We start from the raw sequence: 13190 nt of genomic DNA on the forward strand, positions 1-13190 counted from the left end.
CAGGACGACTCATCTTGTCATAGGCGTACGGGACGGTTGGCGACAATATTGGCCTATTCCTCAACGCGCCCCTGATCATGGCTGACGCCTTGGGGTATGACGATAGTAAAGGTCAAGCCGCCCCCCGGGGTCTGCGAGGCACAGATGAATCCCTGATGGGCCTTGACAATGGACTGGACAATGGCCAGACCTAGCCCAGTGCCACCCTTCTCCCGAGCCCTGGACGGGTCGGCGGTGTAGAAGCGCTCGAAGAGCCTGGTCCTGGATTCCTCCGGGACGCCGGGCCCGTGGTCGACCACACGGATGATGGCATAGTCGGTGCCCACATGGCTGTTCTGTGCCACCTGAATCGCCTCGGTCAGGCGTGCCAGAGAGGACCCAGTGGCATCCAGCCCAGTCAGGTCCGCTGGAGCGATGGTTGCCTTGACAAGGCCCAATCCCACTTGGACCGGCGAATCAGACGGAGTGTAGCGGTGGATATTGCCCACGATGTTGGTAATCACCTGACGCAGGCGGTTGGGATCGCCAGTCACCTGCACCGAGGGCAGTGGACCCTCCTGAATATCCAGGCTGACCGCTGGGCCCAGGTGCTCGCCTACCGTAATTTTCTCCTTGCTGCGTCCCTTGCGACCAGACAGTCCCTTGCTGGCCGTGACTTGCATCACCTGGGAGACAGGCTGATCCTCGGTATGCAGGCAAACTTTTCCTGTAGCCACCTGCCTGCCCAGGTCAAGCGCATGCAAGTCGTCCACCCCGTCTCGCACCAGTCCAGTCAGATCGACCGGCAGGGTCGGGTCGATCCCCCTGCCCTCATCCAAGCGCGCAAGCGAAAGCAGATCCGTAACCAGGACCGTCATCCTGGTGGAAGAGTCCTCGATGTGCTGAATGGACCTGTCGGCCCGCTCCAAAGCCCCTGGATAGTCGCGCTGCATCCTGTAGAGCTCTGCATAGCCGTGGATGGCGGCCAGAGGGGTGCGCAGCTCGTGGCTGGCATCCGAAACGAACTGCTTCATCTTCTCGGTGGTCTGACGCTGCTCATCGAAGGAATGCTCGATTCGCGCCAGCATGGCATTCAGGGATGCTGCAAGGGAACCCACCTCGGTATTCTCTGGAAAGTTGGGAATGCGTTGGGAAAGGTCACCGGCAGCTATCTTTGCAGCCGTCTTCTCGATGCGTTTGAGCGGAACAAGGGTGGACTGGATCAGCAGAACCGAAATGATTCCGCCCAGAAGAACCACCACGGCAGAGATGACCATGCAGAAAGCCGTCAGATCGTGCACGGCCTCATCCTGGTCGCTCATGGACAGGCCAATGAAAAGCACGCCGCTGATTTCGGAACCATCCAGTTCATTGCGCATCTTCCACTGCATGGCGACCACCCGCCAGGAGGCCCGGGCTCGCTTCATGGCGTCGCGATCGGGCGAAGCCTGTTGGGAGACGCGCACGTAGGCCGGTACCGTGGTCGGCTGTCCCAAGGGTATCGAACCCATGCTGCCGTCGGCTGGCAGGCGAGGGCGGGAGACGACCCCGTTGACCTGCATGGGATTCAGATCGTCCGAAATGATGTGCAGGTCGTCGTCACGGATCTGCAGGAAGTAGTCGGTAGGACCCAGACCGTTCTTGCTCAGATCCTCCTGGCGCAGGAGGGTGGCGTTGCGGATGCCCAGGTTGGCCTGGCGGATCAGCTGAGAGTCCGTGCGCTTCATCAGGTAGTCGTCGGCCATCTGGCAGATGGCTACGGAAACGCCCACCGTGCCCACGATGAGCAGGATGAGCATGCTGGCCACAAGTTTAGTGCTCAGGGGAATGGCAGCCAGCGGCGACCTAGGCATGGACCGACCACTCGGCTTACTGGAGCCTGTTGCTTTGCCGGAGTCCGAACCCATGAAGGACGTGGACCTGTCAGCCGACCTCGGGTCAGGAGCCGCAGAAGGTTCTGCCATGGGAGTCGGTTCCTTGGGGCTAGTCGCCATCGCCGCCGTCCGATGCGTTCTGCCTTGGCGCCCGAACCATGTAGCCGATGCCCCGTTTGGTCTCGATCAGCGGAGTAACCTTGCGCTCCCCGCCATGGCCGTCGCTGACGGTGATGCCATCGACCTTCTTTCGCAGGTAGGAGATGTAGGATTCCACGATGGCCGCATCGCCGCCCCAGTCATACTGCCAGACATGGTCCAGAATCTGGGCCTTGCTGAGCACGCGACCCTCATTGTCCATCAGATAGCGCAACAGCTTGTATTCGGTCGGGCTCAGGTCGATGGGTCGACCGGCCCTGGTGACATCGTGCGAATCCTCGTTGATCTCCAAATCACCCACGCGGATGATCGGGTCGTCCTCCTGGTGCTCGCGGGTCCTGCGCAGTATGGCCTTGATCCTTGCCACAACCTCCTCAAGACTGAAGGGTTTGGTCACGTAATCGTCACCGCCCACAGTGAGCCCCATGACCTTGTCCTGGGTGTCGTCCCTGGCGGTCAGGAAGAGCACCGGCGCATCGATTCCCTCCTGACGGATACGGGAAGTGACCGTAAATCCATCGATGTCAGGCAGCATGACATCCAGGACGATCAGGTCCGGCTGGATGCGTTCTATGACCTGAATGGCCTCGGAGCCGGATGCCGCCGTCTCGACTGCAAAGCCTGCGAAGTGCAGGGAAGCCACCAGAAGATCCCTGATGGACGGTTCATCGTCGACCACGACCAGTTGTGCTTGCGTCGGTTTGCTCATGTGTTCAGCTTGCCGTGTCTTTCTGAGTATTGTCTGATAGTTTGCTGACCGCCTCTGTTGGGCGAGAGGTCCTCTTAACAGAGCCAGACTTGCGATGGTGAGCCCCGCTTCGGCTGCTGCGACGCCACCAGATCGCCACAGCTATGCCCAGAATGACCAGGACCACAACCGTTACTGAAAGGGCGATGATCATGACACGGTGATGCCGGTGGTTTTGATCCAAGGTCTCCACCTGGGTCATCATGGCCTTGGCTGAGCCCACCCAGTCGGGATTGCGTCCCTTGGTGACCGGCTCCAGAGCAGACTGCGAGAGCTGATCCACACTGGATTGGTCCTTGAGCCAATCCTGAGAGTTGCTGGAGACCGCCACCACCAATTTGCCGTCCTGAGAGGCCACGGCCAGCATAACCGTGTCATTTGCGGGCTTCGTCGACTCAAGCACCCGGGAAGCCCAGGTCTCCGGCTTGACGCCCTGATAGAAATGCGGCAGGTAGAGCAGTCGGACCGATACTCCTGTTTGTTCTGCGGTCTCCTTGATCGCATCCTTGACGGATCCCACGTCCGAACCCAGCAGATTCTGCGGATCGGTGATTGTGTCAGTCATGGTTCCGGACCCGGTTTCAGGCTCATCGGCAAAAGCCTTGGTCGGTCCAAAAACGCAGACCATCAAAACCATCGAGAGCAGGACAGCCAGAACCCGCCTCATGGCCAAAAGACAGCCCGGGCTCGTCTTGTGGAGGGCAACTGGTTCGACCACATGGACGCACGGACGGGGCAACTGCGTGAACACTGTCATAGTGTCCACAGTAGCGGTTGACGGCATTGGACTCCCCCACCATCACCGCCATTCACGGAAAGGAAAACCATGACACGGTTCCAAGTTGATTCGGATCAGATACAGACGGCCTCCGGCGCGGTCAGCGGCTCGATAGGGGCCATCAGAGATGCCGTGGCGGGAATGTACACCAATCTGGACAATCTCCAAAGCGTCTGGCAGGGTTCGGCGGCCAGCCAATTCGCTACGGTGGCCCAGCAGTGGCGCACGTCTCAGGCCCAGATGGAACAAGCGCTTGAGGGCATCCAGGCAGCCCTGACCCAAGCTTCGGCTCTCTATGCGGACACGGAAGCCCAGGCTACCCGCCTCTTCGCCGGAGCTTGAGCATCCGGTCAATGAATGCACTCACCTTCCAGCCTGTTCGCCATTGTCGGACGGATGCCAGATCCGGAAAAACCAATGACGCACTAGCAGAAGAACACCAACAGGGGCCTGCGCACCATTGTCCGGCGCGCAGGCCCCTGTCCTTGGCGATCCACCAAATCAGCCGGAAAACCCGACCGGATCAGGGATCAGTAGCCCATATCGCCCTGAGGCTGGCCAGCAGCTGGTGCCGGAGGCTCAGGCTTGTTGGCCACGACAGCCTCGGTGGTCAGGAAGAGCCCGGCGATGGAGGCAGCGTTCTGCAGCGCGGAACGGGTCACCTTGACGGGGTCGGCCACACCGGCCTCCAGCAGGTCCTGGTACTCGTTGTTGGCGGCGTTGAATCCCTGGCCAGCAGGCAGCGAACGGACCTTGTTGATGACCACGTCACCAGAGACGCCGCTGTTCTCGGCAATCTGCTTGATGGGGGCCTCGATGGCGCGGAAGACGATGGATGCACCAGTGGACTCGTCGCCATCCAGCTTGACATCCTTCTCAGCCTTGGCTGCGGCCTGAACCAGAGCCACGCCGCCTCCTGGCAGCAGCCCCTCTTCGATGGCGGCCTTGGCGTTACGAACAGCGTCCTCGATGCGATGCTTGCGCTCCTTGGCCTCGACCTCGGTGGCTGCGCCGACCTTGATGACGGCCACACCGCCGGCCAGCTTGGCCAGCCGCTCCTGCAGCTTCTCGCGGTCGTAGTCGGAGTCGGTGTTCTCGATCTCGGTGCGGATCTGGCCCACGCGGGCGGAGACCTCGTCCTTGGAACCGCCACCGGAGACGATAGTGGTCTCGTCCTTGGAGACGATGACTTTCTTGGCGGTGCCCAGCACGCTCATGTCAATGGAGTCCAGCTTGAGACCGAGCTCATCAGAGACCACCTGTGCGCCGGTCAGGATGGCCATATCCTGCAGCATGGCCTTGCGGCGGTCGCCGAAGCCAGGAGCCTTGACGGCGCAGGAGTTGAAGGTGCCGCGAATCTTGTTGAGGATCAGGGTGGGCAGCGCCTCGCCGTCCACATCCTCAGCCACGATCAGCAACGGCTTGCCGGTCTTCATGACCAGCTCGGCAATGTGGACCACGTCCTGCTGGCTGGAAACCTTGCCCGAGGTCAGCAGAATGTAAGGATCATCCAGAACAGCAGTCTGATCGTCGTTGTTGGTGACGAAGTAGGGAGCGATGTAGCCCTTGTCGAAGCGCATGCCCTCGGTGAACTCAAGGTCAAGTCCGAAGCGGTTGTTGTCCTCAACGGTGACCACACCATCCTGGCCGACCTTGTCCAGAGCCTCGGCGATCTCATTGCCGATCTCGGGGTCGCCTGCAGAAATGGTGGCGGTGGCGGCAATCTGGTCCTTGGTCTCGACTTCCTTGGACTGGGCCACGAGCTCCTTGACGATGGCGTCAGCGGCCTTCTCGATGCCACGGCGCAGGGCGATGGGGTTGGACCCGGCGGCCACGTTCTTCAGACCCTCATGCACCAGGGCCTGGGCAAGCACAGTAGCAGTGGTGGTGCCGTCTCCCGCGACGTCGTCAGTCTTCTTGGCGACTTCCTTGACCAGCTCGGCGCCGATGCGCTCGTAAGGATCCTCCAGGTCGATCTCCTTGGCGATGGAGACGCCGTCGTTGGTGATGGTCGGTGCGCCATAGGACTTGTCCAGCACCACATTGCGACCCTTGGGGCCCAGAGTGACCTTGACCGTGTCGGCCAGCTTGTCCAGGCCGGCAAGCATGCCCTGACGAGCTTCCTCGTCGTACTCGATAATTTTTGCCATTGTTGCTTCCTCCGTCATGGCTTGAGGTTTCATGACCCACCGTCGGCGTGGAGCGGAACTCGACCGTCAGCTGTCGCGTTATCACTCCCGCACCTCGAGTGCTAATTCAGCAGATTAGCACTCGCTGAAGCCGAGTGCCAACCTGAGGAAAAAATTCGCTGCAGGCTGCATGCCATATCAGCCGCGACGGCAGACGATTCACGCCCTAAAATTCCTGGATAAGCACCAGGATATGGGCAAAGTGCCATAAAAAAGGACCCCGGAATTCCCGGGGTCCCCATGACGAATACAGAAGACGACAATCAGAGCTTGGTGACCTTGGTTGCCTGCAGACCCTTGGGGCCCTGCTCCACCTGATATTCGACCTTATCTCCCTCATCAAGGGTCTTGAATCCATCGGACTGAATAGCCGAGTAGTGCACGAACACGTCCTCGCCTCCATCGTCGGGATTGATGAATCCGTAACCCTTGCCAGCGCTGAAGAATTTCACAGTGCCTTGTGCCATAACTAACTTCCTTAACATAGGTGCCGCGTCACAACAGATACGAGACTGACCGCATCTGCCTGGTCGGCAAGGTCAGTTTAGGCCCATCGTGAGGGCAATTGCAAAACGTCGAGCCAAGATGCGGAATGTTGCACTGCCATATTTTCTTCCTCGTCCGGTCGTCGAACCTCACCGCATGAGGATGGCTTCCACCGGAGTGGCGGCCACTGAGGACTGCTCCACCTGGGCGATGCCCAACAAGCTGGCCACCTCTTGTGCGGTGGCCTTATCGGCCTCGTCACGGTAGCGCACTGTGCTTACGCCAGGCAGGGCACCCTGCGGGTTGGATGCTGTGACCGCAGTGTAACCGGCACTGGATAGAATCTGGCGCTTCTTGCCGGCATACCCGGTGATTCTCGTTCCATTGATGATTGAGACCTGCGTGCCATGGTTGACCACAGGAGCCGGACTGCTGCTGGAAGCGCTTGCTGAAGGCGGCTGGGAGGACGGTTGATCCGTCTGCTCTTGGGAGGCTTGGTCAGTAGGGGCCACGCTGCTTGATGCAGAGGAGGACGTCGACCTCTTTGGCAGATGGCTGCTGATAACTCGGGAGGCCTCAGTGTGCGTCTGCTGCCAAGGCAGGGAGCCGCTGACCGCAGCCCATACGCCCAGACCGCACAGCACGGCCAAGACAACCACCAGCAGGTAGGGCAGAACCCTGACCGACAGGGAACGAGGCCCGCGATGCACACCGACCGGCCCATTGGGAGGGTTGTCGAACACATCATGAACCTGGGGGCGCGCCTGCGTTTCATTGTCGTGCGTGCTAGCCATGAACTCTCCTCCGCTCCACCGGATCCTGAACCATTATAAGTAATGGGTCGCCGGGTCAACATTCAACTGACCGTTCGACGCCCTCCGCCAACCCTGGAATGGCCGAGGCGGCCCTGACCGGCCCATATCACCAAGCGATATAGTGACCTTATGAACAGCAGCCAGCCTATTGCCGCAACCTCCCCCGCGCCGACGAACGAAACGGTTACCAACTCTCAGACCATAGCAGGAGGCCAGGGCCGAACCCACCGCAAACCCCTAAGCGCCCTGGTGGACCCGGGCTGGGCCCATGCTCTGGCGCCCGTCGAACCCAACATTCACCGGATGGGCGATTTCCTCAGAACCGAGTTGGCCCAGGGTCACCGCTATCTGCCGGCCAGCAAGAACATTCTTCGCGCCTTTACCATCCCCTTCGACTCCATCAAGGTCCTGATCGTAGGCCAGGATCCCTATCCGACGCCCGGCCATCCGGTAGGCCTGAGCTTCTGCGTGGACCCTGCGGTCAGCCCCATTCCCGGTTCCCTGCGCAATATCTACACCGAGCTGAGCGCCGATTTGGGCCTGCCCACGCCTTCCAACGGCGATCTGACGCCTTGGACCAGGCGAGGGGTCATGCTGCTCAACCGCTGCCTGACTGTGCGAGTGGGCAAGCCGGCCAGCCATCGGAACAAAGGCTGGGAGGAGATCACCGACGCTGCCATCCGAGCTCTGAACGACAGACGTGACCAGGAGGGCAGAATCCGGCCCTTGGTGGCCATTCTTTGGGGACGGCAAGCCCAGAGCCTAGAGCCTCTGCTGACCAACGCAGCCATCATCAAATCCCCGCACCCCAGTCCCCTATCGGCCCGGTATGGCTTCTTCGGATCCCGCCCATTCTCCAAGGCCAACCAAGCGCTGGAGGCCATGGGCGCCCAACCGGTGGACTGGTCCCTGACCTGAGTCCTGCCAGCTGAGTCGTCAGGAAATGCCGTTACCATGTCTGCTATGGCATTATTCCCACCTCAACCCAGTCAGCCTCCATCTGTTCAGCTCGGCAGGGACCGGCAGGTTCCGCCAATCAATCAGGATGACCTGCAACGTTGCCGTCAGTTGGCCGACCGGATCCGGACCCGCTTTTCAAGAACTCTGGTAGGTCAGGAGAACCTGCGCGAAGCCCTGATACTGACGTTGGTGGCCTCCGGACACATCCTGATCGAATCCGTACCCGGCCTGGCCAAGACCACTGCCGCCCAGACCCTGGCCACCTCGGTATCTGGCAGCTTCAAGCGGATCCAGTGCACACCCGACCTGATGCCCTCGGATCTGGTGGGCACCCAAATATACGACTTCTCCACACAGCGCTTCTCCACGCAGCTGGGCCCTATTCACGCCAACTTCGTTCTGCTGGACGAGATCAACCGCTCCAACGCCAAGACCCAGTCGGCCATGCTGGAGGCCATGGCCGAAGGCGCAACCACCATCGGCGGCGAGCGCATAGCCCTGCCTAGGCCTTTCATGGTGATCGCCACACAGAACCCCATCGAAGAGGAGGGCACCTACAATCTGCCTGAGGCCCAGATGGACCGATTCATGCTCAAGGCAGTCATGACTTATCCTGATGCCGACCAAGAGACCCGAATGCTACAGATGCTTACCATCCGCGGCACCGACATGCCCGAAAAGGACGATGGGGATGCCCTGACCATCGCTGATGCGGACTTTCTAAGGCAGAAGGCCCGGCAGGTCCACGTAGCACAGCCAATCATGCGATATGCAGTCGATCTGGCAGCCACCAGCCGGGGGGCAGGATCACGGCCCATCCAAGGGCTAGCCGAGCAGGTGAGGCTGGGAGCCAGTCCGCGCGCCTCCATCGCCCTAGTGCGCATCGGCCAGGCCAGAGCCCTGCTGACAGGCAGGGATTACGTCATTCCCGAGGACCTGAAAGACTGGGCCCATTCGGTGCTTCGCCACCGGATCCTCATGACCTTCGAGGCTCAGGCCGACGGCATCAGCAGCGACGATATCATCGACCAGATCGTCGACATGGTGCCAGTTCCATGATCCGTCGACGCCCGTATCGCGACCCGGTCCGCAGACGGATCGAGTCCTTGGACACCAGCCTCCGGCTTCCCACGGTACGCAGGGCCTTGGGCCTGTTGGAGGGCGAGCACTCCTCTGGCCGTCGCGGCGGCGGAGATGAGCGTGCCGACATACGCGCCTATGAGTTCGGAGACGAAACCCGCATGATCGACTGGCATGCCAGCGCACGGGTGGGTCGGCCCATGGTGGTGGAGCGCGAACGCCTGGTCACCAGCAAGGTCTGGCTGCTGCTGGATGTCGGCCGCGAAATGTCGGGAACATGCCCGGATGGGGAACAGGCCATTCAGGTAGCCGCCAATGCCCTGTGCATGTTCGCATCCCTCTGCCTGCGCCGCAGCGATGAGGTCGACCTGGTCCTGGTCGATTCATCCGCTATTCGCCGCATACCCTGCCAAGGCGGCTTTGCCCGATTCGAACAGACCCTGGACCGAGCTCTGGAATCGCCGCTGGATCAGCCACGCAACCTTGAAGCCCTATTGGGCTATGCCGCCGGCATCCAGGACCGTCAAGCCATGCTGGTCATCGCCACTGACCAGTCAGCATTGAACGTTGACCTGATGCCGACCATCCGCCGGTTGGCCACCACCCACCCCTTGAATCTCATCGGAGTGGAGACCATGAATCCCCTGCGCCAGCAGCCCGCAACGGGCTCAGTAACTGATGCCCCAACCGCACGGAAAATCCCGGCCTTCCTACGCACTGCGAATGGGACGCAGGCCGTGGACCTGCACAGGCGCTATCAGATCGAGGCATTTGAGAGGGAACTATCCCGGATCGGGGCCTCACTGATCCGGGCCGACTCCAGCACAGCCATGTTCAACAGGTTCATCCGCCTGCTTTCAGCCGGTCGACCGGGCATCCCCGAACAACGGACGGTGATGGCGGCATGAGCGATGTCGTCCTGATTCATCTTGCGTCTGATCATGGCCGACCCAAGGTCATGCCCGCTATGACCCAGCCCGCCTGGCTGCTGACACTGACGGCGATCGCCATCATAGCGACCTTGTCTCTGGCTACGGCTGCCCTTGTCCTGCCTAAGTTCCGTCATCAGCAGAGGGAGCATACGGTCCAGGCGAACTTCGACTCCCGCAATGCATGGCGTCAGCGGATCGATCAAGTGATGGACCAGTATGACAACGGCCGCATGAACCGCGACCAGGCCATGACGGCGCTGGCCGCTATAGCTCGTGGATTCGCCTCCCGTTCCTGGAACAGCGACATGAAGGCCAAGACTCTGGCTGAAATCAAGGCCCAGCCCCGCACGCCGGGCACCCGTCAGGGCCTTGACCTGCTTCGGCAGACCATAGATGCCCTTTATCCCCCTGAATTCGCTCTTCCCCGTGACAGCGCAGGAACCGACGCCACGGTGAATCAGGCAGCCGACTGGGTACGGGATCTCATTGAACGGTGGCCGCGATGAGCATAGGCAATCTGTTCTGGAGGTGGCCTTGGCTTCCGGTTCTGGCTTTGGTCCTGTCCCTGGTATTCGGCCTACTGGTTTGCCATATGGCGCATCGGCGTAAGCCGAATCAGGAAACGGGAGCCCGCGTCTGGACCTTGAAAAGCGACTTGGATACCGAGGATGGCCACGAAGCCCTGCGACGCTGGCGAGGGTTGAACCGCATCGCAGCAATCCTCCTCTGTCTAGCCCTGCTGATGGCTCTGAGCCTTGCTGCAAGGCCGGCCCGGGTAGATCGGACATTGGAGCGAGGTCATAACCGCGATATCGTCCTATGCCTGGATGTGTCCGGCTCCACCCTGCCCTACGACCGGCAGGTGATCGCCTCCTACCTTGATCTGGTCCGCAACTTCCGGGGCGAACGAATGGCTCTCAGCATCTTCAACTCCACCTCGCGCACCGTCTTCCCTCTAACCGACGACTATGACATGATCACCGCCGAATTGAGCAAGGCGCGGCGGATCCTGGACGGAGTTCAGTCTCAGGACCGCATCGACGCCATGAGCGGACGGCAGTATCAGGACATCAGCGATTGGCTGGAAGGCACGCAGAATCGCCGGGACACCACTTCCTTGATCGGCGACGGGCTGGTGGGCTGCGCTGCGCTCTTGCCGCAATTCGCTCCCAAGGACCAGAGCGGATCGACAAGGATCAACCAACGATCGAGCTCGCTGGTCCTGGCCACCGATAACGTGGTCTCCGGCAAACCCACATATACCTTGGGTGAAGCGCTCAAACTTGCCGCTGCTGCCGGAATTGCGGTGGATGGGCTTTATTCGGGTCCTGAGCAGGGCACCGAGGATGAGAGCACTAAGCAGATGCAGCAGCTGATCGAGGCCCATGGCGGCGTCTTCCTGCGACGGCAAGACGGGAACTCCATCAACGCGCTTGTCCGCCAAATTGAGTATCGACACGGAGCCGAACCCCGCCAGCAGGAGCAGTCCAGCCTGGTGGATGCACCCGGCTGGTGGACCCTGGCCCTGGCCCTGGCGCTGTCGGGTTATCTGCTCCTGGCCTGGAGGCTGAAGCGATGAACATACTCAAGTCCCTGACCTTCGAGCCTGCCTTGGGATGGATGGCCGGCGGCCTCCTGGCAGGCCTGCTGCTGCTCCTGGCCACTGCGCTGGTCATCCATGGACTGCGCAAGCGCGAGGATACGGACGCTGATCGCTGGGCCTTGGCTCGGCGCACCGCCATGGTCCTGATCCTGGCCCTCATGGTCCTGACCCCCAGCACGATCAGCAAAACCACCAATAAAGCAGTAAACGCCACTGATGTTTTCATTGCGGTCGACGTGACCGGATCCATGGCAGTCAAGGATGCTGGATATGGCGATCACGAAGGGATGAGCCGGCTGGAGGCAGCCCGGGCAGCCGTCCACGATCTGACAAGCATCTACCCGGATGCCTCCTTCTCCGCCATTAGCTTCGGCGCATCGGCCAGCGTCGATCTGCCCCTGACCCCCGATGTGCGGGCTGTGGACAATTGGGCCAGGGGGCTGACCACAGAACCCACATCCCGATCTTCCGGCTCCAGTCTAGATGCTCCGCTGAATCGTCTGAGCCTGATCTTGAAACAGACCAAGGACCGGCATCCTGACGATCGAATCCTGCTCTACCTGATCAGCGATGGCGAACAAACCGGGCCTGATGAGCGGCGATCCTTCAGCGTCCTCAGGGAAGGGCTGGACGAAGCCTTCATACTGGGAACCGGCTCAGCCAAAGGCGGCATGGTGCCCCTGAGCTCCGATGTCGGCGGCAGTGACGCTAACGGTTGGGTGACGGACCCCAGGACCGGCCAGCCGGGCATCTCTGCCATGGATGCGAAAACCCTCAAGGCCATGGCCGACGAGATGAGCGGCCACTACCAGGCCCTGGCCAAGGGGGCCACCGTGCGCGAGGGCGCTACGGCTGCGGCCTCCAAACGCTACCGGATGACCACGGTCGACCAGGTCCGCCTACATGTCACCCCGCTGGTCTGGCCGCTGGCACTGGTAGAGCTGCTCCTGATCCTGACCGAGGCAGGGCTCTGGATTCGCACTTCGAGGAGACTGCTATGAGTAGAAAGCCCAGGCAAGGCGCAAGAAGCGGACACGGCCTGCGGACGCGCCTGATTCTGGCTGGCTTGGCTTTGATCGCAGCCCTGGTCGGAACCTGGGGCCTGATCAACGTCAAAGCCATCGCCACCTATAACGAGGCTACGCGCATGCTGAGCACCAACGTCCGGCAGGCTCAAAACCCACAGGCCGATCCGGCATCCATCAAAGCCCTGCAGGAGCAGGCCGAACGGCTTTTCGCCCAGGTCGAACGACCAGGACCCCTGATTCTGCCACAGACCAGGCAAGCTGCCCAGGCCAACCGCGCTGCCAATGCTGCACTGACCAGCCGCACAGAGCGCCTGCTCAAGAAGCAGAAGGCCAAACAGGGCCAGAATGGACAGAACGGGTCCGGCAAGGGTTCCTCCTCAGGGCTGACCAAGCAGCAGGAGGCCGAGGTGGAGGATTTGCTTAGGCGCAACCAGCAACAGAGTGAACCATCCGCCTCTCCCACGCCGACAGAAACGGGGAACGACAACATAGGGCAGAAGAAGAACGTCAAACCCTGGTGACCGGCCGCGCATTAGCCTTTCGCATGAGTTTTTCACCG

Annotated in this window: 14 protein-coding genes; 8 read left to right on the top strand and 6 right to left on the bottom strand. The window is 61.0% G+C overall.

The window, feature by feature from the left end; all coding sequences use genetic code 11:
• Window positions 1-53: 53 nt before the first annotated feature.
• Genes ACUIAD_RS07805 through ACUIAD_RS07815 form a run of 3 tightly spaced genes read right to left on the bottom strand, consistent with a single transcriptional unit; the run spans window position 54 to window position 3544 of the window.
• The gene (locus ACUIAD_RS07805) at window positions 54-1943 is read right to left on the bottom strand and encodes a sensor histidine kinase (protein WP_309146221.1); all 1890 of its coding nucleotides are present in this window, start codon (window positions 1941-1943) and stop codon (window positions 54-56) included.
• 19 nt (window positions 1944-1962) lie between these two features.
• Window positions 1963-2721 carry a response regulator transcription factor gene (locus ACUIAD_RS07810; protein WP_110452361.1) on the bottom strand — a complete coding sequence of 253 codons (759 nt, stop codon included), beginning with the start codon at window positions 2719-2721 and terminating at the stop codon, window positions 1963-1965.
• A gap of 4 nt (window positions 2722-2725) precedes the next feature.
• Entirely contained in the window at window positions 2726-3544 is an 819-nt protein-coding gene (locus ACUIAD_RS07815; protein WP_110452362.1) for a TPM domain-containing protein, read from the bottom strand.
• Window positions 3545-3586: 42 nt separating this feature from the next.
• Between ACUIAD_RS07815 and ACUIAD_RS07820 the strand changes: the two genes are divergently transcribed.
• Complete coding sequence (locus tag ACUIAD_RS07820) at window positions 3587-3880, top strand: WXG100 family type VII secretion target (protein WP_110452363.1); 294 nt, start codon at window positions 3587-3589, stop codon at window positions 3878-3880.
• 188 nt (window positions 3881-4068) lie between these two features.
• Here ACUIAD_RS07820 and groL read toward each other — a convergent pair whose 3' ends face one another.
• The 3 genes from groL to ACUIAD_RS07835 form a co-directional block, all read right to left on the bottom strand.
• Window positions 4069-5688: a chaperonin GroEL gene (gene groL, locus ACUIAD_RS07825; protein WP_110452364.1), complete on the bottom strand. Its 1620-nt coding sequence runs from the start codon at window positions 5686-5688 to the stop codon at window positions 4069-4071.
• A gap of 302 nt (window positions 5689-5990) precedes the next feature.
• The gene (locus ACUIAD_RS07830; RefSeq protein ID WP_015022108.1) at window positions 5991-6194 is read right to left on the bottom strand and encodes a cold-shock protein; all 204 of its coding nucleotides are present in this window, start codon (window positions 6192-6194) and stop codon (window positions 5991-5993) included.
• A gap of 168 nt (window positions 6195-6362) precedes the next feature.
• On the bottom strand, window positions 6363-7007 hold the full coding sequence (locus ACUIAD_RS07835) for a LytR C-terminal domain-containing protein (RefSeq protein WP_110452365.1): 645 nt from the start codon (window positions 7005-7007) through the stop codon (window positions 6363-6365).
• 150 nt (window positions 7008-7157) lie between these two features.
• Between ACUIAD_RS07835 and ACUIAD_RS07840 the strand changes: the two genes are divergently transcribed.
• From ACUIAD_RS07840 to ACUIAD_RS07870, 7 genes are read left to right on the top strand one after another with little or no spacing between them, the layout of a single operon-like run.
• Window positions 7158-7946 (top strand): uracil-DNA glycosylase, encoded by a 789-nt coding sequence (locus ACUIAD_RS07840; protein ID WP_445343248.1) that lies wholly within the window; start codon window positions 7158-7160, stop codon window positions 7944-7946.
• Between the two features lie 45 nt (window positions 7947-7991).
• Window positions 7992-9047, top strand: a complete 1056-nt coding sequence (locus ACUIAD_RS07845) for an AAA family ATPase (RefSeq protein WP_110452549.1) — start codon at window positions 7992-7994, stop codon at window positions 9045-9047.
• Window positions 9044-9976, top strand: coding sequence for a DUF58 domain-containing protein (locus ACUIAD_RS07850; RefSeq protein WP_110452366.1), 933 nt, complete (start codon window positions 9044-9046; stop codon window positions 9974-9976). Before ACUIAD_RS07845 ends, ACUIAD_RS07850 begins: the two co-directional genes overlap by 4 nt.
• Complete coding sequence (locus ACUIAD_RS07855) at window positions 9973-10506, top strand: hypothetical protein (RefSeq protein ID WP_110452367.1); 534 nt, start codon at window positions 9973-9975, stop codon at window positions 10504-10506. Before ACUIAD_RS07850 ends, ACUIAD_RS07855 begins: the two co-directional genes overlap by 4 nt.
• Window positions 10503-11579, top strand: a complete 1077-nt coding sequence (locus ACUIAD_RS07860) for a vWA domain-containing protein (protein ID WP_110452368.1) — start codon at window positions 10503-10505, stop codon at window positions 11577-11579. The genes ACUIAD_RS07855 and ACUIAD_RS07860 overlap by 4 nt, the downstream gene beginning before the upstream one ends.
• Complete coding sequence (locus tag ACUIAD_RS07865; RefSeq protein WP_110452369.1) at window positions 11576-12604, top strand: vWA domain-containing protein; 1029 nt, start codon at window positions 11576-11578, stop codon at window positions 12602-12604. The genes ACUIAD_RS07860 and ACUIAD_RS07865 overlap by 4 nt, the downstream gene beginning before the upstream one ends.
• Window positions 12601-13152: a DUF6466 family protein gene (locus tag ACUIAD_RS07870; RefSeq protein WP_110452370.1), complete on the top strand. Its 552-nt coding sequence runs from the start codon at window positions 12601-12603 to the stop codon at window positions 13150-13152. The genes ACUIAD_RS07865 and ACUIAD_RS07870 overlap by 4 nt, the downstream gene beginning before the upstream one ends.
• The last annotated feature ends 38 nt before the right edge of the window (window positions 13153-13190 follow it).

This window comes from Bifidobacterium sp. ESL0819 (assembly GCF_052606245.1).

What these genes read in the sequence shown, in the direction of transcription:
- ACUIAD_RS07835 (WP_110452365.1), bottom strand. Translation starts at nt 7,007, where the DNA reads ATGGCTAGCACGCACGACAATGAAACGCAGGCGCGCCCCCAGGTTCAT.
- ACUIAD_RS07840 (WP_445343248.1), top strand. Translation starts at nt 7,158, where the DNA reads ATGAACAGCAGCCAGCCTATTGCCGCAACCTCCCCCGCGCCGACGAAC.
- ACUIAD_RS07845 (WP_110452549.1), top strand. Translation starts at nt 7,992, where the DNA reads ATGGCATTATTCCCACCTCAACCCAGTCAGCCTCCATCTGTTCAGCTC.
- ACUIAD_RS07820 (WP_110452363.1), top strand. Translation starts at nt 3,587, where the DNA reads ATGACACGGTTCCAAGTTGATTCGGATCAGATACAGACGGCCTCCGGC.
- ACUIAD_RS07810 (WP_110452361.1), bottom strand. Translation starts at nt 2,721, where the DNA reads ATGAGCAAACCGACGCAAGCACAACTGGTCGTGGTCGACGATGAACCG.
- ACUIAD_RS07805 (WP_309146221.1), bottom strand. Translation starts at nt 1,943, where the DNA reads ATGGCAGAACCTTCTGCGGCTCCTGACCCGAGGTCGGCTGACAGGTCC.
- ACUIAD_RS07850 (WP_110452366.1), top strand. Translation starts at nt 9,044, where the DNA reads ATGATCCGTCGACGCCCGTATCGCGACCCGGTCCGCAGACGGATCGAG.
- ACUIAD_RS07865 (WP_110452369.1), top strand. Translation starts at nt 11,576, where the DNA reads ATGAACATACTCAAGTCCCTGACCTTCGAGCCTGCCTTGGGATGGATG.
- ACUIAD_RS07870 (WP_110452370.1), top strand. Translation starts at nt 12,601, where the DNA reads ATGAGTAGAAAGCCCAGGCAAGGCGCAAGAAGCGGACACGGCCTGCGG.
- ACUIAD_RS07860 (WP_110452368.1), top strand. Translation starts at nt 10,503, where the DNA reads ATGAGCATAGGCAATCTGTTCTGGAGGTGGCCTTGGCTTCCGGTTCTG.
- ACUIAD_RS07815 (WP_110452362.1), bottom strand. Translation starts at nt 3,544, where the DNA reads ATGCCGTCAACCGCTACTGTGGACACTATGACAGTGTTCACGCAGTTG.
- ACUIAD_RS07855 (WP_110452367.1), top strand. Translation starts at nt 9,973, where the DNA reads ATGAGCGATGTCGTCCTGATTCATCTTGCGTCTGATCATGGCCGACCC.
- ACUIAD_RS07830 (WP_015022108.1), bottom strand. Translation starts at nt 6,194, where the DNA reads ATGGCACAAGGCACTGTGAAATTCTTCAGCGCTGGCAAGGGTTACGGA.
- groL (WP_110452364.1), bottom strand. Translation starts at nt 5,688, where the DNA reads ATGGCAAAAATTATCGAGTACGACGAGGAAGCTCGTCAGGGCATGCTT.